The organism is Pseudoalteromonas sp. BZK2, from assembly GCF_014349195.1.
Taxonomy (GTDB): Bacteria; Pseudomonadota; Gammaproteobacteria; order Enterobacterales; family Alteromonadaceae; genus Pseudoalteromonas; species Pseudoalteromonas simplex.
On sequence record NZ_JACSOG010000009.1, the window covers coordinates 86178 to 107648 of the forward strand.

Annotated in this window: 26 protein-coding genes; 17 read left to right on the forward strand and 9 right to left on the reverse strand. The window is 39.9% G+C overall.

All coding sequences use genetic code 11. From position 1 onward, the window contains the following. Nucleotides 1-6 precede the first annotated feature (6 nt). Nucleotides 7-921 carry a surface lipoprotein assembly modifier gene (locus BIZ38_RS07185; RefSeq protein WP_138599893.1) on the forward strand — a complete coding sequence of 305 codons (915 nt, stop codon included), beginning with the start codon at nucleotides 7-9 and terminating at the stop codon, nucleotides 919-921. Here BIZ38_RS07185 and BIZ38_RS07190 read toward each other — a convergent pair. Beyond that, the gene (locus BIZ38_RS07190; protein ID WP_262387569.1) at nucleotides 918-2204 is read right to left on the reverse strand and encodes a S8 family serine peptidase; all 1287 of its coding nucleotides are present in this window, start codon (nucleotides 2202-2204) and stop codon (nucleotides 918-920) included. The genes BIZ38_RS07185 and BIZ38_RS07190 overlap by 4 nt on opposite strands. A gap of 170 nt (nucleotides 2205-2374) precedes the next feature. Here BIZ38_RS07190 and BIZ38_RS07195 point away from each other — a divergent pair, with 170 nt between their 5' ends. The 5 genes from BIZ38_RS07195 (at nucleotide 2375) to dps (ending at nucleotide 5363) form a co-directional block, all read left to right on the forward strand. Next, nucleotides 2375-2866 carry an RNA polymerase sigma factor gene (locus BIZ38_RS07195; RefSeq protein ID WP_187489964.1) on the forward strand — a complete coding sequence of 164 codons (492 nt, stop codon included), beginning with the start codon at nucleotides 2375-2377 and terminating at the stop codon, nucleotides 2864-2866. Continuing rightward, nucleotides 2863-3555, forward strand: a complete 693-nt coding sequence (locus BIZ38_RS07200; RefSeq protein WP_187489965.1) for a hypothetical protein — start codon at nucleotides 2863-2865, stop codon at nucleotides 3553-3555. Before BIZ38_RS07195 ends, BIZ38_RS07200 begins: the two co-directional genes overlap by 4 nt. 11 nt (nucleotides 3556-3566) lie before the next feature. Continuing rightward, a complete protein-coding gene (locus BIZ38_RS07205) occupies nucleotides 3567-4031 on the forward strand; it encodes a CC0125/CC1285 family lipoprotein (RefSeq protein WP_187489966.1) in 465 nt (154 codons plus the stop codon). 166 nt (nucleotides 4032-4197) lie between these two features. Beyond that, complete coding sequence (locus tag BIZ38_RS07210; RefSeq protein ID WP_054551886.1) at nucleotides 4198-4617, forward strand: HPP family protein; 420 nt, start codon at nucleotides 4198-4200, stop codon at nucleotides 4615-4617. Between the two features lie 227 nt (nucleotides 4618-4844). Further along, complete coding sequence (gene dps, locus BIZ38_RS07215; RefSeq protein WP_054551887.1) at nucleotides 4845-5363, forward strand: DNA starvation/stationary phase protection protein Dps; 519 nt, start codon at nucleotides 4845-4847, stop codon at nucleotides 5361-5363. 60 nt (nucleotides 5364-5423) lie between these two features. Here dps and corA read toward each other — a convergent pair whose 3' ends face one another. Together corA and BIZ38_RS07225 are read right to left on the reverse strand one after the other, a co-directional pair. Continuing rightward, nucleotides 5424-6380, reverse strand: a complete 957-nt coding sequence (gene corA / locus BIZ38_RS07220) for a magnesium/cobalt transporter CorA (RefSeq protein WP_054551888.1) — start codon at nucleotides 6378-6380, stop codon at nucleotides 5424-5426. Nucleotides 6381-6466: 86 nt separating this feature from the next. After that, nucleotides 6467-7240 (reverse strand): GGDEF domain-containing protein, encoded by a 774-nt coding sequence (locus BIZ38_RS07225; protein ID WP_138599888.1) that lies wholly within the window; start codon nucleotides 7238-7240, stop codon nucleotides 6467-6469. 181 nt (nucleotides 7241-7421) lie between these two features. Here BIZ38_RS07225 and BIZ38_RS07230 point away from each other — a divergent pair, with 181 nt between their 5' ends. The 6 genes from BIZ38_RS07230 (at nucleotide 7422) to BIZ38_RS07255 (ending at nucleotide 12118) form a co-directional block, all read left to right on the forward strand. After that, on the forward strand, nucleotides 7422-8231 hold the full coding sequence (locus BIZ38_RS07230) for a hemin ABC transporter substrate-binding protein (RefSeq protein ID WP_054551890.1): 810 nt from the start codon (nucleotides 7422-7424) through the stop codon (nucleotides 8229-8231). Further along, nucleotides 8228-9286: a FecCD family ABC transporter permease gene (locus BIZ38_RS07235; RefSeq protein WP_138599887.1), complete on the forward strand. Its 1059-nt coding sequence runs from the start codon at nucleotides 8228-8230 to the stop codon at nucleotides 9284-9286. Before BIZ38_RS07230 ends, BIZ38_RS07235 begins: the two co-directional genes overlap by 4 nt. Further along, nucleotides 9279-10067, forward strand: coding sequence for a heme ABC transporter ATP-binding protein (locus BIZ38_RS07240; RefSeq protein ID WP_138599886.1), 789 nt, complete (start codon nucleotides 9279-9281; stop codon nucleotides 10065-10067). The genes BIZ38_RS07235 and BIZ38_RS07240 overlap by 8 nt, the downstream gene beginning before the upstream one ends. Further along, nucleotides 10064-10786, forward strand: a complete 723-nt coding sequence (locus BIZ38_RS07245) for a HugZ family protein (protein ID WP_138599885.1) — start codon at nucleotides 10064-10066, stop codon at nucleotides 10784-10786. The genes BIZ38_RS07240 and BIZ38_RS07245 overlap by 4 nt, the downstream gene beginning before the upstream one ends. 24 nt (nucleotides 10787-10810) lie before the next feature. Beyond that, on the forward strand, nucleotides 10811-11251 hold the full coding sequence (gene azu / locus BIZ38_RS07250) for an azurin (protein ID WP_054551894.1): 441 nt from the start codon (nucleotides 10811-10813) through the stop codon (nucleotides 11249-11251). Nucleotides 11252-11467: 216 nt separating this feature from the next. Next, the gene (locus BIZ38_RS07255; protein ID WP_187489967.1) at nucleotides 11468-12118 is read left to right on the forward strand and encodes a tellurite resistance TerB family protein; all 651 of its coding nucleotides are present in this window, start codon (nucleotides 11468-11470) and stop codon (nucleotides 12116-12118) included. A gap of 205 nt (nucleotides 12119-12323) precedes the next feature. Here BIZ38_RS07255 and BIZ38_RS07260 read toward each other — a convergent pair whose 3' ends face one another. Both BIZ38_RS07260 and BIZ38_RS07265 read right to left on the reverse strand, forming a co-directional pair. After that, on the reverse strand, nucleotides 12324-12551 hold the full coding sequence (locus BIZ38_RS07260) for a hypothetical protein (RefSeq protein ID WP_187489968.1): 228 nt from the start codon (nucleotides 12549-12551) through the stop codon (nucleotides 12324-12326). Nucleotides 12552-12642: 91 nt separating this feature from the next. Next, a complete protein-coding gene (locus BIZ38_RS07265; protein WP_054551897.1) occupies nucleotides 12643-12891 on the reverse strand; it encodes a hypothetical protein in 249 nt (82 codons plus the stop codon). Nucleotides 12892-13048: 157 nt separating this feature from the next. On the opposite strand from BIZ38_RS07265, the gene BIZ38_RS07270 reads away from it, so the two are divergent. Further along, a complete protein-coding gene (locus BIZ38_RS07270) occupies nucleotides 13049-13495 on the forward strand; it encodes a carboxymuconolactone decarboxylase family protein (RefSeq protein ID WP_138599883.1) in 447 nt (148 codons plus the stop codon). Continuing rightward, entirely contained in the window at nucleotides 13488-14258 is a 771-nt protein-coding gene (locus BIZ38_RS07275) for an AraC family transcriptional regulator (RefSeq protein ID WP_187489969.1), read from the forward strand. The genes BIZ38_RS07270 and BIZ38_RS07275 overlap by 8 nt, the downstream gene beginning before the upstream one ends. Here the strand turns inward: BIZ38_RS07275 and BIZ38_RS07280 are convergent. Genes BIZ38_RS07280 through BIZ38_RS07290 form a run of 3 tightly spaced genes read right to left on the reverse strand, consistent with a single transcriptional unit; the run spans nucleotide 14255 to nucleotide 15869 of the window. Next, the gene (locus tag BIZ38_RS07280; protein ID WP_054551900.1) at nucleotides 14255-14461 is read right to left on the reverse strand and encodes a helix-turn-helix domain-containing protein; all 207 of its coding nucleotides are present in this window, start codon (nucleotides 14459-14461) and stop codon (nucleotides 14255-14257) included. The two genes, BIZ38_RS07275 and BIZ38_RS07280, sit on opposite strands and share 4 nt — an antisense overlap. After that, nucleotides 14461-15018, reverse strand: coding sequence for a DUF2975 domain-containing protein (locus BIZ38_RS07285; protein WP_138599882.1), 558 nt, complete (start codon nucleotides 15016-15018; stop codon nucleotides 14461-14463). The genes BIZ38_RS07280 and BIZ38_RS07285 overlap by 1 nt, the downstream gene beginning before the upstream one ends. Continuing rightward, nucleotides 15015-15869: an alpha/beta hydrolase gene (locus tag BIZ38_RS07290; RefSeq protein WP_222938019.1), complete on the reverse strand. Its 855-nt coding sequence runs from the start codon at nucleotides 15867-15869 to the stop codon at nucleotides 15015-15017. The genes BIZ38_RS07285 and BIZ38_RS07290 overlap by 4 nt, the downstream gene beginning before the upstream one ends. Nucleotides 15870-16133: 264 nt before the next feature. Here BIZ38_RS07290 and BIZ38_RS07295 point away from each other — a divergent pair, with 264 nt between their 5' ends. Continuing rightward, nucleotides 16134-17282 carry a hypothetical protein gene (locus tag BIZ38_RS07295; RefSeq protein ID WP_187489970.1) on the forward strand — a complete coding sequence of 383 codons (1149 nt, stop codon included), beginning with the start codon at nucleotides 16134-16136 and terminating at the stop codon, nucleotides 17280-17282. Between the two features lie 57 nt (nucleotides 17283-17339). On the opposite strand, the gene BIZ38_RS07300 is transcribed toward BIZ38_RS07295, so the two are convergent. Then, nucleotides 17340-18926, reverse strand: coding sequence for an RICIN domain-containing protein (locus tag BIZ38_RS07300; RefSeq protein WP_187489971.1), 1587 nt, complete (start codon nucleotides 18924-18926; stop codon nucleotides 17340-17342). Nucleotides 18927-19202: 276 nt separating this feature from the next. Between BIZ38_RS07300 and BIZ38_RS07305 the strand changes: the two genes are divergently transcribed. Next, complete coding sequence (locus BIZ38_RS07305; protein WP_138599878.1) at nucleotides 19203-19742, forward strand: heme NO-binding domain-containing protein; 540 nt, start codon at nucleotides 19203-19205, stop codon at nucleotides 19740-19742. Between the two features lies 1 nt (nucleotide 19743). Next, on the forward strand, nucleotides 19744-21471 hold the full coding sequence (locus BIZ38_RS07310) for a response regulator (protein WP_187489972.1): 1728 nt from the start codon (nucleotides 19744-19746) through the stop codon (nucleotides 21469-21471).

Genomic DNA, 21471 nt, shown 5'->3' on the forward strand with positions numbered 1-21471 from the left:
ATTATTATGCGTACAATTAATAAGCTCATCACCTTAAGTGCGTTAACCACAAGCATTCAAGTATTTGCTTCGGATGCAACTTTTCATGCTGATGCACAAATTGGCTTAACGACTAACTCCGATTTAGCCATTAAAGAGTTAGATGATATTTCTTCACAAAGTGATACGGGTTCAATACTTAAAGCTGGCGTTAGCGCTGAGTTACATGCAACTGACAACCTTAAGTTCACACCAAGTTATCGATACGAGCAAACAAATTATCACCAGCTTGATCAGTATGACTTGGCATTGCATCAATACAGCCTTGATTCTAGCTATAGCCTTTCTGGTACTGATGTAGGTATTCGTTATGACGGCGCTTTAGCAAAAGTAGCAAAAGAAACATTTTTAACCTTGGATCAAGCAAGTTTGTATGTGGGCCATTACGTTAATCCAACAACCTATCTGCGCACTGCGATTAGGGCTTCAGATAAACAATTCGCCACACAGTCAATGCGCGATGCAAAAGGGTTAGGGCTTGATTCGAACCTGTATTACTTTATTAACCAGGGTAAAACGATGCTGCTTTTAGGCGCTAGTTTAGATAGAGAAAATGCTGATTCAGAGCAATTTAACTTTAAAAGTTGGGGCTTAAATACGGGCATCACTCATCGTTTTAAAGCGTTTGATATAAGCAATAAAGCAGGATTAAGCTGGCGCTATCAAGATAAAAACTACCAAGAAGTTATCAACCAGCCACTTACACAAAGCGAGCCATCTCGGGATGAAAGTCGCAGTGTAGTCAGCGCATTTTGGCAGCTTTCTGTTTTTGACTCTTTGCAAATTGTTACTGAAGCAGAGTACGGCGATTATCAATCTAAGCTGGCAGCAAACACCTATACCCAAAGTATTGCTTCGCTGTCATTAAAAGCCAGCTTTTAATCAATTACGCCATGTCCAAACACCGCATCTTTGCCTACTTCACCTAAATCATTCGCTTGTTGCTGTAACGCCTGGTAAATGTTTTTAGGAGAAGCATTTGGCTTTGCCGCTAAGCATGCAGCCGCCGCTGAAATACGCGGCGCGGCAACAGAGGTTCCAGATTCCCGACCAAGATCCCCCCCAGCTTTTAACGTCATGACATTGACGCCTAATGCCGCAAAATCAATATAATTACCTTTGTTTGACCAGCGATAAATTCGGTTTTGGCTATCTAGTGCCGTGACAGCAATGACATGTTGGTATGCCGCAGGATAAAGTGGCAGCGCAGCAGGTCCTTCATTGCCTGCAGCCGCCACTAAAGTTACTTGTTTAGCCGCTGTAGCATTGATTGCTGCCGCTAAAATAGCGTTGTCGGGCCCAGTAAAACTCATATTGATAACAGGCACCTCGTTAGCAACCAACCAATCAAGTGCTTCAACTATTGCAGCTAATGTCGCCCCTTGTGATAAATCAGACTGCTGATAAAACACCGCCGCGCTGTATAATGTTGCCTCAGTTAATAACGGCATGAGCTGCTCATACTTACCTACCAAAACGCCAGCAACCGCAGTGCCGTGCAAATCGGGTGAAACTAAGTCATTTGCAAGAAATGACTGCATTTTTATCTGTGTGTTACTAAATCCCGGATGAGTCGTATCAATCGCACTATCAATCATGCCAATTTTTACAGACCAGTCACACATTGCTGTAAGCTTTTTTGTAGACGCATCTTGTTGAGAACCATTTTGCGCTTGATAAATATGATTTCTGTCCAGTAACGCTGCATCATCGAGTGAAAGTAAACGTTGCAAATGCGCTTTTGAATCGTAATTGGTCGGGACAACAAACCGCACTAATGACAAACCCAATGACGTGTATTGTTTAGTGACGATAATTTGCGCGCCAATTTGCAACAGTTTTTCTTGATGCTGTTCATTCGCCAGCATTATCCATTGCCTTTCAACTGCACGAAAACCATGCTCAACATCGACTTCAACAAATGTAGGAGCCTGCAACTGATTAAGTATCTCTAGCCTTTTGGGTAGCGAGGTCACAATGGCTGTTGCGTCGTCGATTAACTCATGTTTGCGTATGCTTTCTACTTGGCTGGTTATGCGCGGTTCAAGTTGATTAATAACAGGATCTACCTGTTCTATCACACCATTTATTGGCTTGATAATCGCAGCTGATAGCGTACTTGAAGTAAACAGCAAACTACTTAAAATGACTGATTTCAATTTCATGTTACAGTGACTTCTCATTTAGTTAGGTACTACTATAACGTTTCAGTGAAAGAAAAATTGCATTTATTGGGAATAAAACTTTTTCTTGCTCGTTATAGTAGTGTGAGTTGGCTGAATCATTGATGAGTTATTTCATTAATCGGCCCTTGCCCTAACCAATAAGGGAAACTATGACAAATACAGTAACCAGTTTATTACCAGCGCTGCGACGTTTTGCATTTTCGCTTACCGGCAATCAAGCAGATGCCGATGATATTGTACAAATGACCATCGAGAAACTTTTACAAAAAGGCATGCCCGATGATATTGAACCACTAAAATGGGCTTTCAAGATCTGTCGCAATGTTTGGATCGACGAATACCGCTCGCAAAAAGTGCGCTTAAAGGCAGTTCAAAATACAGAACTTCAAGAACCCATCTGTGACGATGAACAAGAGAGTTTCGCAACCCAAGAGACTTTGCAGCGGGTAAATAACGCTTTAACAACCTTGCCAGATGAACAACGCGCTATTGTATCCCTCGTGGCAGTGCAAGGTATGGCTTACAAAGATGTTGCGCACACCCTCGAAATACCTGTTGGCACCGTGATGAGTAAATTGTCACGAGCCAGAGCTGCACTTTATCAATTAATTAAGCCTGATTTCACTAAGGAAAACGCATGAAGATTGATGACCAAACACTCAGTGCTTTTTTAGACAATGAATTACCAGCAAACGAAATGGACGCAATACGTAATGCAATTGCTGAAGATGAGCAACTCGCTTTACGCCTAGCTGAACTATCTGAAGTTGACATGCTCGTTAAACAACACGCAGCACAGATTGATGCAATGCCCTTGTCTGATGAACTTGCACAAACAATCGAGCAACATAATAAAGAGAATGTCGTTTCGCTATCTAAATGGCAGCAAATTAAACTAGCTGGTCGCAAACAAATGGCCGTTGCAGCAAGTATTGCGGTGCTTTTTACAGTCGCTATTGCTAGCTTTGTTCAACAACAAGGTTTGGAACAACCCATTGCCAACGCATTAGATCAACAACTGAGTGGTGACAACACACTATTAGATACAAACAGAAGCCTAACTGCACAGCTTAGCTTTGTTAATACTAATGGCGATTTTTGCCGCCAATACACGCTGTATTCTAAAACTACCCAGCAAACACATATTGCTTGTAAACAACAAGGAATTTGGCAGCTTCATGCATCGAGCGAGCAACGCGCAATGTCAAGCCAAAGCTATCGCTTAGCAAATAAAACACCTGCGCTTGATAGTTACATCGACGAGCACATTCAAGGCCAACCGTTAGATCGTAACGCCGAACAACAAGCACTAAATAACCATTGGCAATAAGCGAGACAATCATGAAACACGTATTATTAGCTTATATTGCCATTGTATTAATTGGTTGCACCAGCAGCCAACATTCGAATGATAAAAACATTCCTGGCCTAACAACTAAGCAGCTTGCAGATAATCAATATATCCTTCGATACGAGACTCGTCACGGTTCAAAGCGCTCAGCGCTTGAGCAAAGTATGCTGCAAGCCGCCAACATTACGATAGACACCGGTTATGACTGGTTTCTCGTTGCCGAGCAGGCAGTTGATGTTGAGCGTTCCAAGCCCACTAACAAACCACGTTTTGAGCAAAGAGCACACTGCGGTTTATTAACCTGCACAAGTCAAACTTCGCCAGCACTGCATGAGTCAACGTTATTAGAGCGCACAATCATCATACAATTAACAATCATTTTAGGAAAAGGCATAAAACCAAGTGAAAAAGCGCATGATGCTTATACGCTAATTGAACAAGCTAATAATCCATAAAATTAATATTTAAAGGTAAAAATTATCCTCATTACATCTTTTTACCTACTGCTGAACTGCATAAGTAATTACACCGTTAATCACTAATACTTTGATCTCACTTAAGTGAAATTAACTAGATAAGCGCTAAACTTACCACAACTTGATTAATTGTAAGGATGTAGCCATGACACACCTAGTTAGTGATTTAATGACGCCAGACCCATTTGCTATTAGCGCGCAAAATACCCTGCATGATGCTCATAATCTAATGAAAGAGAAAAATGTTCGTCATATCCCTGTGATCAATGAGCATGGTGGTTTGGTGGGCATGTTAACGCAAAAAATCATGATTGCTCAGGTAATGAATATCATGGCTAATTACAGTGCCAGCGCCCTCGAACGCAAGGAAAAGCAAACTAAAGTGGTTGATATTATGGCTACCGATTTTACCAGTATCTCGCCAGAGCAACCGCTACACGAAGTTGCTAAGTTTTTTGTTGAAAACCGTCATGGCTGCATGCCTGTGGTTGATAAAGATAACAACCTAGTGGGCATTCTAACCTCATCTGATTTTGTTCGTTTAGCGGCGGCTTTACTTTCTTAAGTCGTAACTTTGTATCTGCACACTGAATTTTTTACAGAAGGTGTGCAGAGTTTTCATACTTCTTCTTAGCTAGTATCACCCTCTCTCAAGACTTAAATAAAATTAATCTATTAAATTCAGAACCTTATAATTTAAAAATTATTAGGCACAACGCTTGCTTCTGTGTAATTACACATGCTTTTTAGATTAAAAGCGAAAGGAAATTTACAGATAATCTCGGAGGAGTAATGAGTAATTCATCATCAAAAATCGCAGAATTTACAGCACCGGGGGTTAAAGACCAAGCTGCAGCGGACACGATTGCTATTCTAGACCAACGCATGGTCGCTTTAATCGATTTACACCTCACTTTAAAACACATTCATTGGAATGTTGTTGGTCCTAATTTTATTGGTGTACACGAAATGTTAGACCCACAAGTAAGCGCAGTGCAAGAGATGACTGACACGATTGCAGAGCGTATTGCAACCATGGGCGGCGTACCTGTTGGCACACCTCAATCAATTGTAGAACGCCGTACTTGGCAAGATTATTCAATTGGTAAAGGCTTAGTTACTGACCACCTAACAGCGCTTGATAAAGTGTATAACGGTGTTAATAAAGACCACCGTGCAGCTATCGATAAGCTTGGTGAGCTAGACCCAGTTTCTGAAGATATGATCACCGGCCAACTGGCTGATTTAGAACAATTCCAATGGTTTGTTCGTGCACATATCGAATCGTCTACCGGCGAATTGAAAGGTTAAACCCCCTAGGTCTATCCGAAGACCCCTTGCCCAGCATTTGCTGGGCTTTTTTATGCTTTGTTACAACCAACCTTTATGTTTAAAGAACAAGTAAGGTGCAAAGCCAGACAGCAACATAATGCCAATTGCAAACGGGTAACCCCATGCCCATTGCAGTTCAGGCATACTGTTAAAATTCATCCCATAAATACTGGCGACAACGGTTGGAGGTAAAAACACCACTGAGGCGATAGAGAAGGTTTTGATAATTTGGTTTTGTTCGATGTTAATAAAACCCTGAGTCGAGTCCATTAAGAAATTCACCTTATCAAACAAAAATGTACAGTGAGACATAAGGGTATCAATATCGAGTACAATTTCACGTAGTGATTCGCGGTCTTCTGTCGGCGCTCCAAGGTGGCGCAGTAAAAACGAAATATTCCGGCGCGTATCCATCAAACATAAACGCACCTTACCGTTATTATCTTCAAGGCGAGAAATTCGGCTAACGGCTTCTTCTAAGTCAGAGTCATCCTCTTCAAGTACATAGGCACTGAGTTTTTCTAACTGATGATGCATGTCTTCAAGCATATCAGCGTGGTTTTCGACTTTTTGGTCAAATAAAGTCACCAAAAGTTGCTTTGGATTATCACACGCCACTTGCCCTTTCCGAGCACGTAGTCGTAATAGACGAAAATCGGCTAGTTCATCATCGCGGATTGTCAGCAAACAGTTGTCTTGTAACAAACAAGCTACGGTTACCGTATTAAAGCGCCCTTCGTTTGGTGACATGAAAAGCGCATGCACATGCAAGCCTTCATGGTCGATAAAGCAACGGGAAGAGGCCTCGATTTCTTCAACATCATCAGCGCCGGGTAAGGTGATATTAAGGGTGCTTGCCAGCGCTTGTCGTTCTTCTTCAGTCGGATTTATAGTATCAATCCAATGGGCATTCTTAATAGCGGTTGCAAGAGGCATATCAGCAGCTGGCTCTGTTTCTGTGATCACACCTTGGTCTATAGAAAAAAATCGTAACATGCGCCCTACTTAAAAAATAAAATTATTTAAAGAATTTAGATGTTTCAAAAACAAACAATATATCAGTGTTTTTATGGAGCAAGCCATTAAAATAGCTTGGCAAATGCAAGCTGGTTTCGCCCAGATGATTTAGCACTATAAAGTGCATTATCAGCTCTTTTCATTAACGATATTAAGTTTTCTTTATGAGGACGGTCCCAATCAGCTACCCCTAAACTAACTGTAATCTTTAGCGGTTGCTCAGCGTAATTAATTGTCATCTTTGCGACAGATTTACGGAGCAATTCTAGCTTCTGTTTTGCCTCTACCACTCGCGTGTTTACCAAAATTAGAGCAAACTCTTCGCCCCCTAAACGACCTAGTAAATCCTCTTGCCTTAAAGTTTTCTTGACTAGGTTTGCAAAACTTACCAATACCTCATCTCCAGCAGCATGACCGTATGTATCATTAATTTTTTTGAAGTGATCTAAGTCTAAATAAGCAAATACAACTGGTTGATTATTACTTTGACACATTTGCAATAGTTCATTCCCTTGAGCTAGAAACTCTCGACGAGATAGCAATCCTGTTAAATGATCATACATTGCTAGTTTTCGATGTGTTTCCTCTAATTTTTGAACTTTAATCATCAAACCACTAATAGACCATGAAACGATTGGTGCAGTAACTGCAGGAGCAATTGTCGCTATAATAAAAATGATAGGCATCATTTCTGTCCCTGTAGCAAGAAGAATCAAGAAAGTAATCAGTAAAGAAATTGCAATACTAATCACAGTAATAAAAAGCATCCTAAGCCAACGGCTTTTTTCTCTTTCTCGATAATCCATTAAAGTTCGTTCTGTTTCATAAAAACGCCTCATGCAAGCCTCCCGCCCTCAAAGTAATAGATGATCGAGTATAATCTAAATTTCATCCAACAAGACTAGCACAAAGAGTTGAACTACGAAGTTACACCCTCAAACACATATTGATTGTGATAACTATTTTCATTTGCATTTAATTAATTATAATAGGGCTACTATCATTCAAGTGAGTGCAAATATGAAATACTTAAGCGTCATGTTATTACTGCTTTCAAGCTCAGTCTTCGCTGAGCAACGAATAGTAAGTGCCGGAGGAACATTAACAGAAATTATATTCGCGTTAGGTCAGCAGCAAGAGCTAGTAGGTGTTGATCAATCGAGTATGTATCCAAAAGCGGCCACAGAGTTACCTCAGGTTGGGTATTACCGCGATCTTGCTGCGGAAGGTGTACTTTCTTTACGCCCAACGGCACTTTTTGCACTTGAAGGAACTGGCAGACCTGAAGTATTGAAACAAATCAGTTCGACTGGTGTAACGTTAAAAACCTACCCTAAGCCAGACTCTATCAGTGAGCTAAATAGCTTAATTACTAATTTAGGTAATGAATTAGGTGCGCAAGAGCAAGCACGTGCTTTAAATCAAAAAATCCAAAATAGCTTACCTGAAAAATCTTCGCTTACTGGTAAAAAAGCACTTTTTCTATTATCGGCCAATGATAGAGGCTTAGTTGCTGCCGGTACTGATACCGTGCCGCAAATGTTGTTTGAATATACTGGAATTAAAAACTTAGCGCAGACTCACTCAGGCTTTAAACCATTAAATAGAGAGATCCTTGCCGTAGAGCAACCCGATTTTATTATTGCACCTGCTCATGTCGTTTACTCATTAGGTGGTAAAGATGCATTTTGTAAGCTGCCCGCTTTATCTTTATTAAAAGCAGCACAAAACTGTAAGTTACTGGTTATGGATAGTTTATTATCATTGGGGTTAACACCAAGAATAGCGATTGCAATTGAGCAAGTTAGTGAATATCGCAATAAGCTATGAACGGTTCAATTACTTTACCAATAGAGCTAAGAACAAGGCTTTTTCCTAATAAATGGATAGTCCTTTGCGTTCTGAGTATTGCCGCCTTATCTTTACTAAGTATTGGTTTTGGCCCCGCCGGCTGGGACTGGCGTTTAGCTATTGCTTGGCTTGCGCCAGAGCACTTTACACAGTTTGACCCGTTACAAATTAATGTTGTTACGCAAATTCGTTTACCACGTTTTATGTTAGCAGTAATGATTGGTTTAGTGCTGGCTCAAACTGGCACGGCAACTCAAGCCCTGTGCCGTAATCCACTTGCCGACCCATCTATTATTGGTATTAGTTCAGGCGCTGCAGTTATTGCAGTGGCATTTATCGCACTGGGTGCGAAATTTGATTTTCAAGCCGATAAATATTTACCTTATGCCGCATTTTTAGGTGCATTGGCTGTCACGCTTTTTGTTTACCTTATCGCTAAACAGGCCGGTCAAGTTAATGTGACGACCTTGATTTTGGTCGGTGTAGCAGTAAACGCTCTTGCCTTTGCATTAATAGGGTTATTAAGTTTTTATGCTGATGACAGTGCGCTGAGGTTAATAAACTATTGGACTATGGGCTCACTTGGCGGTGCTACGTGGACTAATTTAAATCAAGCATTACCACTGTTACTTATCAGTGCAATTGGCCTGTGGTATTTAAAAGAACCTATGAATTGTTTGCTGCTAGGTGAATCACAAGCTCAGTATTTAGGAATAAACACGCAGACTCTTAAATTTCAAATCATTATTTTAGTTGCATTAGGTGTGGGAGCAAGTGTCGCAATGACAGGCTTAATCGGGTTTGTTGGTTTGGTTGTTCCGCATATTGCAAGGCTTATGGTGGGTCCCCATTTACGGGTTATGATGCCTTTGTGTATGTTGCTTGGCATTATCGTTTTATTACTCTCTGATTGGCTCGCACGCACATTAGTCATGCCAGCAGAACTTCCTATTGGGATAATCACCGCCCTACTTGGTGCGCCTTTGTTTATCTACCTTATTTTAAAAAGTAAGCAAGGAGGCGCAATTGCTTAGTTTTAATAACTTAAGTGTTAATTACGGCGAAAAAGCCATCTTGCAAGATTTAACTGGTGAGATTAAAGCAGGTCAATGTGTGGGCTTAATTGGTGAAAATGGAGCTGGAAAATCGACCTTGCTCCACACTCTAGCCGGAAGTCATCCTTATCAAGGTGAAATACTGCTCCACAACCACCCCTTAGCAAAATTTAGCCAAGCTAAACTGGCCCATCAACGTGCCGTTGTTATGCAGTCTCAGCAGCTAGGTTTTGCATTCACAGTGCAAGAGCTTGTTGCAATGGGGCGCTACCCTTACAAAGAAACAACGCAGCACTGTGCTAAAAAAGTAGCTCAATACATTGATTTTATGGAGCTGGGACACCTGAGAGATCGTCGTGCCACGGCTTTATCGGGCGGCGAGTTACAACGAGTGAGTATGGCACGTTGTTTAGCGCAACTCGATGCATTTAGTGATGATGCTCAGCCGAAGCTCATGTTATTAGATGAGCCAACTTCAGCGCTCGATATGCGCCACCAGCATGCTTTATTGGGTTGTGTTAACAAGTTTGTTGAGCAAGGCAATGCCGCCATTATTGCAATCCACGACTTAAATTTAGCAAGTCTTTATACCAGCGACATTATTATGTTGCATCAAAAACACATTTTGGCGTCTGGCAGAACATCAGATGTCCTCACTGAACATAATTTAAAACACATTTACGCCATGCCTTTGTATGTTAAGTCACATCCACTGCATGACGCCCCAATGATTTATTCTCAACGTCAGGAGTTTTCATGAGAACACAAGCCGTCAACGACGCCAAGCAATTGGTATACAAAAAAAATAGCGGAGTAATGTCTACCCTTTCATATAATTTACGCGGCTATCCATTTGGCTCTGTAACTCCTTACATGTGTGATGAGCAAGGAAAACTGTATTTTTTTATCAGCGATATTGCTCAACACACTAAAAACCTAGTTCACGACAAGCGCATGAGTCTAACAATATTTGATGCAGCGCAAACAGGCGATCAAAACGAACATGGTCGAGTAACCATCGTGGGTGATGGCTCATTAGTTCCAGCAGAACATGCTGAAGTATTACTCAACAAATATATTGCTTTATACCCAGAAGCTGACTCTTATCGTAGCGCTCATGACTTTAACTTATGGCAATTAGACCCTGTTCGCATTCGCTATATAGGCGGCTTTGGCAAGATTTTTTGGATTGAAAAAGATGAATGGCTTACATCAGAAAAAGCATGGGATGACAACCAAGAGCTGCATATGATCAATCATATGAACGAAGACCACAAAGATGCAATGTCCTTAATTCTAAATCATCACTACCATGTTGACGACACAGCACCAGTAATGAATGGTTTGCTACCGCAAGGCTGCTACATCAGAAGCCATAACAAGAACTACTACATCCCTTTTAATGAGGTATGTGATAACCCTCAAGCAGTACGAAAAGCACTTGTTCAACTAACTAAAGATGCACGTGCCACTGTGTAAATATGTTCATTTAAGGAGAATACCATGAAGAAAATTTTAGGCTCTATTTTGTTTATTCTTGCAGCTTCAGCAAATGCTAATGAATGTGAACTAACAATTGAATCAAACGATATGATGCAGTTTTCAACTAAGTCATTAACTGCCCCAAAAAGCTGTAAAGAAGTGACGGTAACACTAAAACATACTGGCAAATTACCAAAAAATGCCATGGGCCATAACTGGGTGCTTTCTAAACAAGCAGATATTCCAGATATCGCCAGCGATGGCATGGGCGCAGGGCTTGACAAAAATTACCTAAAAGAAGGTGATAGTCGTGTACTTGCTGCAACTAAAATTATAGGGGGTGGCGAACAAACCAGCGTAACCTTCGCAAGCAACCTTTTAAAAGAGGGCGAAAATTATGCATTTTTCTGCTCATACCCTGGTCACTACGCAATTATGCAAGGGACGTTTACCTTAATTTAAACCTTATATTTTCACCAATAGATAGCCAGCTAGTTTGCTGGCTTTCTTGACTTAAGTTAATCGCTATTCACCCCAATTGCAGGTTTTAATATTGCCGATAGAATACCCAATAAAAATATACCACCAATTGTTAACTGATGTGTTTTGTAACATTTATCTCGTTTCCTTTTGATTTTAAATCACCTAATCTGGGCACATATCTGCAAGGAGAGAACAATGAAAGACTTACAAAAATTAGTGGGTAATTTAAATAAATCAGGCGCGCTGAATGGCTTTTTGGGTGGTGTTGCCGGCGGTGGGCTAACGAGCTTGATGGGCGGAAAAAGTAAAAAGAGCAGTAAAAAAGCCGTTAAATACGGAGCATTGGCTGCTGTAGGTGGTCTTGCCTGGAAAGCCTATAAACAATATTCAGAGCAAAAATCAGCCCCAGTTCAGCAAACTAGTTCACGTGGTTTTGATTTTACTCCCGCCACGCTGCCTGAGCAGTCATTCACTGATACAATCGACGATAATCACAGTGATGGGCAATTATTACTCATGCGCGCTATGATTGCAGCTGCCTATGCTGATGGCCACATTGATGAAACCGAAAGACAAAAAATCTTCGCACAAGTAGAAACAATGCAATTGTCAGTGCAAGAAAAAGCCATGCTGTTTGATGAGCTAAGAAAACCAATGCAACTATCAGAGTTAGTTGCCGCTGTGCCAAACGCACAAATGGGTATTGAAGTATATGCAGCCAGTGCCAGTGCAATTGATTTGAACCAAACAGTTTCTAAACACTACTTAGACACATTGGCCAATCAGTTATGCATTCCTAGCGAACTGGTAATGAGTATTCATAGAGAACTTAACACTATTAGCTAAACCATTAACATTATTAGTTATTAGATACAAAAGAACGCCAGCAAAAATTAAACTTAGTTCTGTTTATATGGATATTTTGCAAGTGACGTACAGCAGCGTCATCGCACAAAATAAAATATCAAAATACAATCAAAAAAAAATGGCCACAATTAACATGTGGCCATTGAAACGCTAAAATACTATAGAGCTTATTGCAGCCACTAATTCATTTTATTGTATTAGTGCTATTTCTTTGAATATCACGAATCCCTTGCTTACCTTCTTTTTCCAAAGCAGCAATTTGTTCAGGTGTACGACACACGCGAGTAGCAATATTGCTGCCAGTCGGTTTTTCCATTTTACAAATTAAGCCATCGTTACTTGCTTGTTCTTTACCTGAGTTTGCGCATCCAGATAAAGCTAAACCAACCAAGGCCAACATTAAAAACCTCATAAACAAACTTCCTTTTAAAACTAACTAAAACTAATAGATAATCATGAAAACGAGCCGCCACTATAGCAATTCATTATCAACATGAAAAACGCTAATGTGCTTTTTTAGTCCCATAACGGATCATATCTTTACCGTTTTCATAAACATCATTACTTACGTAACGACCCAATAGCAGCTTATGACTATCATCAAGCACCGCAACAAATGGGCGACCATCACTATTGTTTGTAGCAAGTGCAACTCCGGCTACGTTCTCAAGCCCTAAACCGCCATTTTCAACTAGGCGTAAAAACGTTTCTAACTCATCTAATGTTTCAATTACATCGTTATCGTTAATCATCTCAAATACTCAGTGTTGCAAATGCGCGTAGCATAGCAGGATTCAAAATAAGGTGCTAATTGGCGTGTCTAAGAAACTCTATAAAATGTCGTTTTTTTGCAATATTAAACAATGCATAAGCACTAAGCTCGTTGAAAATATTATTTAAGGATCATTTATGAAACGAGCTAACTATTTTTCTTTACAACCACTGCTAATAAAGCACCTAATGGAACAAGAGCAACTTATAAAACAGGCTGCCGAAACGACTTTCAGCTTAAAAACATGGGAGCTTATTAAATTAAGAGTGTCGCAACTTAATCAATGTGCTTTTTGTATTGCGATGCACACACAACAAGCAAAAGACTATGGTGAAACTACGAACCGTATTATTGGTTTATGTGCTTGGAAAGATATGCCCTTTTACACTAACCAAGAACAACTTGCGCTAACTTTGTCAGAAAAATTGACACAAGCACAGCCAATTGATGATACTTTCTACCAATCGCTAGTTAAAGAATTTACAGACGAAGGGTTAGTCGCTCTCACAATCGCTATTAATGCCATTAATAGTTGGAACCGTATTGTGAAAATGTTTAAACCTGAAGTGGAGTTTAATGAGTAACCACCTTACCTTAGAACTGATGACCCCTAAAGGTGATATTGCCCAAAGTATTCAAGCTATTTGGTTTGCCAGGGCGAATTTTCAAGGGGAGCAATGGCTTGCTTGTGACGGAGCTACAGGTGTTATATTTCCTGTTGCAGGTGAGCTACTGCTTGATGACCATCAGTTGCTCCCCCCTTATGCATTCCAACAAACATCTACACATGCTTCTAAACTTACTTTTTCAGAAAATGCTGTGTTCTGTGGTATTCGTTTTAACCCGACCGTATTGCCTGAACTTGAACGCTCTGCACACCCTATCGTCGCAAAGAGCTCATTAAATGCTATAGCAAAAACCTTGCAACAGAGTGCCAACCTCGAAAAGTTTGTGACCTTGGTCAAATCGTATTTCACTAGCCAGCACAGATTAAATCAACATAATAAACACTCAAAACATTTAATCCGTAATCTCATTGAGTTAACGCCTCTCGAAACGGCTTATCAGCGTGCCCCACTGAGTCAACGTCAGCTTGAAAGGCAGGTTAAGGAGCAATGTGGTGTCACACCTAAATATTTTGAACGTATTTACCGAGTAAAACTGGCTAAACAAGCAATTAAGGAAAACCCTGAGCAAAGCTTTGCAGATATTGCTGTAGAGTGTGGCTTTACCGATCAGCCCCATTTAATCAAAGAGTTCAAAGCAATAATGCACGTCACCCCGGCAAAATACCGCAAGTTATTAAAAGACGCTCAAACTAAACAAACAAAACTCATTTTGCGTTAGTCATCTTCAAAACGCAGAATATCACCTGGCTGACAACCTAAGTGCTTACAAATTGCATCTAAGGTTGTAAAGCGTACAGCTTTAGCTCGCCCAGCCCTAAGAACGGATAAGTTTTGTGGCGTAATACCTATCGCTTCAGCTAATTCTGTAGATTTCATTTTTCGCTTAGCTAACACAACATCTAAATCAATAATAATCGCCATTAAATCACTAACTCTTGCTCTTCTTGTAGTTGCTGTGCTTGGCCCATAATCCAACCAATAACATAAATAATCAACCCCACCACTAAACCTATAATATCAGTATCTTGTATCGTCACGACTCTTCCCATATCAGTTCCTGTTGCAAAATTAAGAAGAGTTATAAGTAGTGATGGATAGCATACAACTAGTGCAAATTGCGCTAATAATACGCCACCTAACCATTTAAAACATTGGATATTTTCAATAGTGAAAAAAGATCCACATCGGTAAAGCAGAAATAACCGAATCAAAATTATATTGATAAGAAAAAACGGCAGCAATTGCACAAGACCCAGCCATAAAACACTATCAAAGCCATGCTCACCCAATGTCTGAGCGATTCCTTGCCAAGATCCACTGACTTCAAGGCCAATCCACATATGCGCACCGTTACTTTGCGTAAAACTTAACACATCACTGTCACTGAAAAGGACAATAATGCTTGTTACTAACAAACTAATAAGCGTAAAAAGTAGCAAGCTTAGGATCAGCGTACTCATCCACACTATTTTTTTCATGACGATTTACTCAGTGTTATTTGTTTTAAAAGTTGCTCATAGTGAGTCGCTAACTGCTTACCTGTCAACGCATTTGAATGATGCTTACCTTTTGCAATGTAAAGCTGCTTTTGCTGAGATTTTGCATGTTGATATAAATCTTCCGCTAACTCAGGTGGCGTTTGTGTGTCTTTTTCACCGGTGATTATTAATAGCGGTGCTTGGTAAACTTGTAATACTTTTAAATTATCAACTTGATTAATCTCTTCACTAAATTCAACACTAACAAACGGTTTAGCAAACCACGGAATTCGTGCTGCTGTCATCTGCTCAACATTTGTCACACTGCCTTCGAGTACGAGAGCATCGACGTTGCGCTGACTGGCAACATAACCTGCGATCATACTTCCTAAAGAATGACCATGGATCACCACAGGCAAAGTACTTAGATCAGCTCTGCCTTTCACATAATCAAACACCAGTAATGCATCAGCTTTTAGGTTAGCCACACTGGGTACTCCAGAACTCAGCCCATAACCGCGATGGTCCATCATTAGAATATTTACCTGAAAAGGTAAAAGTAGCTTGGCAGGATCCCCGCCTGCGGCACTAACGCGAAACTGGTTGCCACCAAAGTAAATAACTGTTGCGCGTGCATCTGCAACTTTAATTAGGGTGCCTTTAAGAGTGATGCCTTCATCGGTGGATAAAGTAACTTCTTGCTTTTTGGCTGTCGCATCAACATTTTGTATTTCCCGCATCGTTATTTTTTTATCCGGATACAAAAAGTGAGACTCCTCAACTTTAATTGTCGTACAACCAGTTAATAACAACACAATCAGCGAAACGATTGCTATAGAACCAAATTTCATTTTCACGATCCTTCTAGTAAAAAAACTAATATGGCACTGAAAAAGTTAAAAAACAAACCAAAATTACCGAAAAACGATAATCAATTAACTCATATCGAACATTTAAAGTCCTTCCTTTGAGGTAAAGTATTGAGCAAAAGCGCTATCTCTGTTCATTCATTATTTCTCTAATTCTGTTTTGAGCGATTTTATTTGCGCTCAGCTTTTATCCATAGGATAGTTAACTCAAGCCTACAAAACCTGCTGTAACTAAATAGGATAATCATGAAAAAAGTTTTACTTGCCACTAGCTTAATCGCCTCGTCATTTACTGTATTTGCAGCCAATTTAACCGTTGAGGAACTGCGTATTGAAAAAGCCAGCAAAGCCATGCCAAAGGTGTTGAGTGCTTTTTCTGATGAAGTAAATCAATTTGAAAAACAATGGCAAGCTGCCACCAGTTATCAGCAAGCAAGTGACCTTATTGATGATTACGCCAAACAATTATGGCGCGATGCCAAAGCGCGTATAATTAAAACCAACAGCTTCGACGACCGAGAGCTGTATTGGGCACGTTTACTTTCAAGCAAGATTATTCGCACCAGCAAACCTAAGTTTGCAATGACCGATAGTGAACAAACCGCGTTATTAACCATGCTTGAAAATGGCAGCCGAGGCCGTACCGACCTTGATTACAGTAAAAAAACCGATAAACGCATTTTAATTACAGGTTTTGATCCATTCTTATTAGATAGAAATATTAATCAAAGTAACCCATCAGGTGTTGCGGCATTATTACTTGATGGCCAAGTGATTAATTACAATGGCATTAGCGCAGAGATCAATACGGTGATGGTGCCAGTACGCTACGAAGACTTTGATCAAGGTATTATCGAATCATTACTTGCGCCCTATTACGCACTTAACAATGTCGATATGATTGCCACTATCAGTATGGGCAGCAAAGACTTTGATCTTGAACGCTTCCCGGGTAAACGCCGTAGTGTAACGGCACCCGATAACGCCAATATTGTGTATGGCGGCACAGCCACTGCACCGAAAATTTCGAGCCTAAACGACCGCCCTCTTCCGGGCAATGAGTTTGTCACTTTTAGCTTACCAGTTAAGCAGATGCAAAAAGCCAAAGGGCCATTCCCAATCAACGACAATCATAAAGTCGTTACGCTTGAAAAAGCATTTGAGCCACAATCTCTTAAAGAATTAGAAGGTGCGATTGCTGTCAAAGGTGGTGGTGGCGGCTACTTATCAAATGAAATTTCGTATCGTAGTATTCGACTGCGTGATGAGCTTAATTCAGACATCCCTACAGGGCATATTCACACCCCACGTATTCAGCAATTTGAGCCCGAGACAGAAGCTAAAATTGTTAAGCAAATTAAAGCGATGCTGGAGCAAAGCTTAGTTGCAATTTAAAACGTTAAGCTCAGCTATTTAGTAATAGCTGAGCTTTTTCCAACTCACAATAAGTATTTATTGTGGGCCTGTTCCGCCATTCACTTTACTGCCCAAAGAATTTGGATCATCTAATCGATATGGATAGAGTTGAACATCACCAAATACCGCTGCTCCGCTATCACGATATTGATCAGTTGCTGATCTTCCAGTGTAAACATTTCCTGAGGCACTAAAATAACCCGAGCCTTGATTCCAGTGCGGTTTTGCTGAATTTTCAAAGTAATTGTTTTCTACTAAAACCTCAGCGCCATTACCTGCACTAATTGAGAAGTAAGTAATGTTCTTCCAGTAATTATTAAACATATGCACACGTGAATTATAGCCATCGACTTTAGGATTTCGCCCTGCTGCTGTATCCCAAAAATTGTGATGCGCTGTTATTTGAGAGTTTCTGAATAAATGAGTATACCAATGCTGGTTAGCGCAAACTTGCGTGTTATGCCCGTAAAAACGATTCCAACTTAAAGTAACGTTTTGACTATTGTCTACATCAATATATCCATCACTTATTTTATTAAATGCCATGTGATCAACCCATACATGACTACTATCATCTATTGAAATAGCATCACCAGCTTCAACAAGCGCAGGGTTAATATCCTCAAGCATAATGTTCTTAATAATAATATTTCGCTGCTTGCTAATAACGAGGCTGGCACCAATTATTTTCGAATTTTTACCCAACCCTTGCAGTGTTTTATTTGATTGCACAATGATACGTCTATCATTACGGGTAACATTCACGGTTGAGTTTGAGCTGCTCCCCAGCTCACTACAGCTTTGATTACCAACGGGAATTCTGTACCACGTTTTACCGTAATCTCCCCATTGGCCACAATCAAGTGGACAAGCCGGTACCGTTCTATTGGCGGTTCTACAATCAATCACGGTGTTATCTGGAACCTGAATAACCGCAGCAGAACTAGAACTCAACGCCGTACTTAAATCATCACAGTTATATACTGTGATGGCAGTGTTATTACCACCACCGGTCGTTGTGCTCAATCCATCTTGACCTGCTTGAGATGCAAAGCCTATTAAGTCACTAGGAGTGGTTCCTGTAGTCCCACAGTCGCCATTTACTGGATTAATAAACCATCTTTGTGAACTGATCCCAGCATCATCATTTTGATAAACATTTGCAGTATTATTTGAGCCTGCAACTGTCAAAGATTTACCGGTTAACTTATTAACGATATTGAAGCCGCCCGATGAAGATGCTTTTAACAACCAACGTTGATTTGCTCCTTGCCAATCATCATAAGCAATTATATTTGCACCATTTGATTGCGATGAGTTCAACACATCAAGAACTTTATTATTAAATTTAGAGCGAATAATCCAATAGCCATCTGCTTCTTGAATAAGTTGAAACTTTTGGTTATTTCCACCCCAGTATTCGTAGCTAATAATATTCGGGGCTGAGCTAGAATCACTGGTATTTACATCAAGTGCAAGGCCAGACCCCCTATTAATTACAGAGTATACATTGCCAGATTCTGGCATAGCACTACATTCTCGTGCCTGCAAGGTATGTTGAGTAAAGCACAAAAGTACTATTAATGTTTTCACTAACAACTTAGTTGAGCTGTAAATCTTCAAGACTATCTTCCTTAACTATTTATAATATTAAATTACCTATAAAGATAGACTACCTGCATGTACCCAAAAACACAATTAATGTTTATTTTTTGTAAAGAGACTAGTAAACCATCTGAAAACTACATGGCTACAACTCCCGACAAAGTCTGTGTTATTTAAAGCAAAAAACTTAATAGCTGATTTTATCGCTAGCCATACTAAAGTTTGATACATAAAAATTGTAAAACTCTTGTTTATATCTAAACTTTAAGTATGAAAAATCATTAGGCCAATTATATGAAAGGTATCGTCTTTACCGAGTTTTTAGAAATGGTCGAAAATGAGTTTTCTTATGAGGTCGCAGACAAAATCATTGAAGAAAACTCACTTACTTCAAACGGCGCTTACACCAGCGTTGGAAACTACGACAATAAAGAGCTGTTAATGTTGGTCAGCTCATTAAGCAATCACATAAATAAGCCCGTTGATGAACTAGTTCATGCTTATGGTAAGTATTTGTTAAAGCGTTTTTTTGTTTTATTTCCACACTTTTTTGATAGTGTCGAAAGTACTTTTGAATTCCTTGATACCATTGACCAACACGTACATATTGAAGTTAAAAAGCTCTACAACGACGCTGAATTACCAAGCTTTGAAACTAAACGAATTAGCCAGAACGAAATGCAAATGTTTTATCGCTCTGGTAACCCATTTGCATGTCTAGCTGAGGGCTTAATTGAGGGCGCATGCGAACATTTCAATGAAGTTATTACCGTTAAAAGCGAGATTGAGGATAACTATCAATCTGCCACTTTTACTCTAACAAAAGAAGCTTAATGTGGATGAAGAACTCTACAAACGTAGAATAGAACGAGAGCGCCAGGCTCGAAAAGAAGCCGAAGCGCTTTTAGAACAAAAATCCTTAGAGTTATATGAAGCCAATATGACGCTAAAACATGCCGCCGAAAATCTAGAACAAGAAGTTATCATTCGCACCCAGGATTTAAATAAAGCCAAAGAGTTAGCCGATGCCGCCAACCAAGCTAAATCGATGTTTTTAGCGAATATGAGTCACGAAATCCGCACGCCAATGAATGCAATTCTAGGCATGGCCCACCTCGCCCTTGATACAGAATTAACCGACAAACAATATGATTACATTGAAAAAATCCAACTCTCGGCCAAATCACTGCTTGGTATTATCAATGACATTCTCGACTTTTCTAAAATAGAAGCCAATAAGCTCGAACTTGAAAACAGTGATTTTAATCTAAACAACTTTCTCGCTAACCTAGCTAATTTAGCCAGTAGCTTAATTGAGAAAAATAACATCGAAGTCATTTTTGAAATTGACGATGATATTCCTGAATTTTTAATCGGTGATGCACTTAGGCTCAATCAAGTTTTGTTAAATTTACTGAGCAATGCTATTAAGTTTTCAAACCAGCAAAATGTCACGCTAAAAATGACAAAAGAGTCACAAACCGATACCTCTCTTTGTATTAAATTTCAGGTCATTGACCAAGGCATTGGTATGTCTCAAGAGCAAGTAAATAGTGTGTTTAAGCCTTTTTCACAAGCCGATGTTTCAACAACACGTAAGTTTGGCGGTACAGGTCTAGGTCTTGTTATCAGTAAAAAGATCATCGAGCTTATGGGTGGTCACATTGAGGTAAAAAGCCAATTAAACAAAGGGAGTTGCTTTAGTTTTGATGTGTCATTTGCGCTATCGGGTATGCAAAGCTGCCACGACACAAACATTTTCAAACATAAGCGAGCTCTTATTATTGAGCAAAGCGGCCAACCTGAAGCTATTCTCCAAAGCATGCTCAACACATTAAGCATCAATGTAAAAACTATTGATTGCATGGATGAAAAACTCTCTGAGGTCGATATTAGCCATAGTTACGACTTTATTTTTTTAGATTGGCACGTCTTAAACTGTGAACAAAATAACATTTTAGAAAACCTCAAAAAGCAGCTTTCTATCGATATTAAAAAAACCATTATTCTCGCTTCTTTTGAAAACCAAGAAGTTAAAGACACGCTAAGTACGCTAGATAAAACCGTTGAAGAAATACTTTTAAAGCCGATTATAAAAGGAAACTTACTAAAAACCCTTGAGCATGTGATGGGGATCGCTACTAAAAAGGAAAACAAAGTAGATAACACCTGTTTTAAAACGCTCGCGGGCTCAAAAATACTTCTCGTTGAAGACAACCCGCTAAACCAACAAGTCGCATCGCAAATATTGCGTTCAAATGGCTTTATTGTTGATATCGCCGAAGACGGGGTTGCAGCGATTGAAGCAGTAGAAAAAGGCACATTCGATTGCATTTTAATGGACTGTCAAATGCCAAGAATGGATGGTTATACCGCCGCGAATAAAATTAAACAGCAATCAAAGTTTGCGCATATTCCAATCATCGCCATGACCGCCAACACCATGGAAGCCGACCTAACAAAAGCAAAAGAATCCGGAATGCAAGGCTACATCGCCAAGCCAATAGAAGTACAAACCATGTTTGAGGTCATTGCTGAGCATTTAACGCAAAAGCCTCTGTAA

Excerpts from the sequence above, each read along its gene's own strand:
- BIZ38_RS07225 (WP_138599888.1), bottom strand. The coding sequence starts at position 7,240 with ATGAGGCGTTTTTATGAAACAGAACGAACTTTAATGGATTATCGAGAA.
- dps (WP_054551887.1), top strand. The coding sequence starts at position 4,845 with ATGAGTAATTCATCATCAAAAATCGCAGAATTTACAGCACCGGGGGTT.
- BIZ38_RS07235 (WP_138599887.1), top strand. The coding sequence starts at position 8,228 with ATGAACGGTTCAATTACTTTACCAATAGAGCTAAGAACAAGGCTTTTT.
- BIZ38_RS07305 (WP_138599878.1), top strand. The coding sequence starts at position 19,203 with ATGAAAGGTATCGTCTTTACCGAGTTTTTAGAAATGGTCGAAAATGAG.
- BIZ38_RS07190 (WP_262387569.1), bottom strand. The coding sequence starts at position 2,204 with ATGAAATTGAAATCAGTCATTTTAAGTAGTTTGCTGTTTACTTCAAGT.
- BIZ38_RS07275 (WP_187489969.1), top strand. The coding sequence starts at position 13,488 with ATGAGTAACCACCTTACCTTAGAACTGATGACCCCTAAAGGTGATATT.
- BIZ38_RS07205 (WP_187489966.1), top strand. The coding sequence starts at position 3,567 with ATGAAACACGTATTATTAGCTTATATTGCCATTGTATTAATTGGTTGC.
- BIZ38_RS07290 (WP_222938019.1), bottom strand. The coding sequence starts at position 15,869 with ATGAAATTTGGTTCTATAGCAATCGTTTCGCTGATTGTGTTGTTATTA.
- BIZ38_RS07270 (WP_138599883.1), top strand. The coding sequence starts at position 13,049 with ATGAAACGAGCTAACTATTTTTCTTTACAACCACTGCTAATAAAGCAC.
- BIZ38_RS07260 (WP_187489968.1), bottom strand. The coding sequence starts at position 12,551 with ATGAGGTTTTTAATGTTGGCCTTGGTTGGTTTAGCTTTATCTGGATGC.
- BIZ38_RS07245 (WP_138599885.1), top strand. The coding sequence starts at position 10,064 with ATGAGAACACAAGCCGTCAACGACGCCAAGCAATTGGTATACAAAAAA.
- corA (WP_054551888.1), bottom strand. The coding sequence starts at position 6,380 with ATGTTACGATTTTTTTCTATAGACCAAGGTGTGATCACAGAAACAGAG.
- BIZ38_RS07255 (WP_187489967.1), top strand. The coding sequence starts at position 11,468 with ATGAAAGACTTACAAAAATTAGTGGGTAATTTAAATAAATCAGGCGCG.
- BIZ38_RS07285 (WP_138599882.1), bottom strand. The coding sequence starts at position 15,018 with ATGAAAAAAATAGTGTGGATGAGTACGCTGATCCTAAGCTTGCTACTT.
- azu (WP_054551894.1), top strand. The coding sequence starts at position 10,811 with ATGAAGAAAATTTTAGGCTCTATTTTGTTTATTCTTGCAGCTTCAGCA.
- BIZ38_RS07210 (WP_054551886.1), top strand. The coding sequence starts at position 4,198 with ATGACACACCTAGTTAGTGATTTAATGACGCCAGACCCATTTGCTATT.
- BIZ38_RS07185 (WP_138599893.1), top strand. The coding sequence starts at position 7 with ATGCGTACAATTAATAAGCTCATCACCTTAAGTGCGTTAACCACAAGC.
- BIZ38_RS07280 (WP_054551900.1), bottom strand. The coding sequence starts at position 14,461 with ATGGCGATTATTATTGATTTAGATGTTGTGTTAGCTAAGCGAAAAATG.
- BIZ38_RS07195 (WP_187489964.1), top strand. The coding sequence starts at position 2,375 with ATGACAAATACAGTAACCAGTTTATTACCAGCGCTGCGACGTTTTGCA.
- BIZ38_RS07230 (WP_054551890.1), top strand. The coding sequence starts at position 7,422 with ATGAAATACTTAAGCGTCATGTTATTACTGCTTTCAAGCTCAGTCTTC.
- BIZ38_RS07295 (WP_187489970.1), top strand. The coding sequence starts at position 16,134 with ATGAAAAAAGTTTTACTTGCCACTAGCTTAATCGCCTCGTCATTTACT.
- BIZ38_RS07265 (WP_054551897.1), bottom strand. The coding sequence starts at position 12,891 with ATGATTAACGATAACGATGTAATTGAAACATTAGATGAGTTAGAAACG.
- BIZ38_RS07200 (WP_187489965.1), top strand. The coding sequence starts at position 2,863 with ATGAAGATTGATGACCAAACACTCAGTGCTTTTTTAGACAATGAATTA.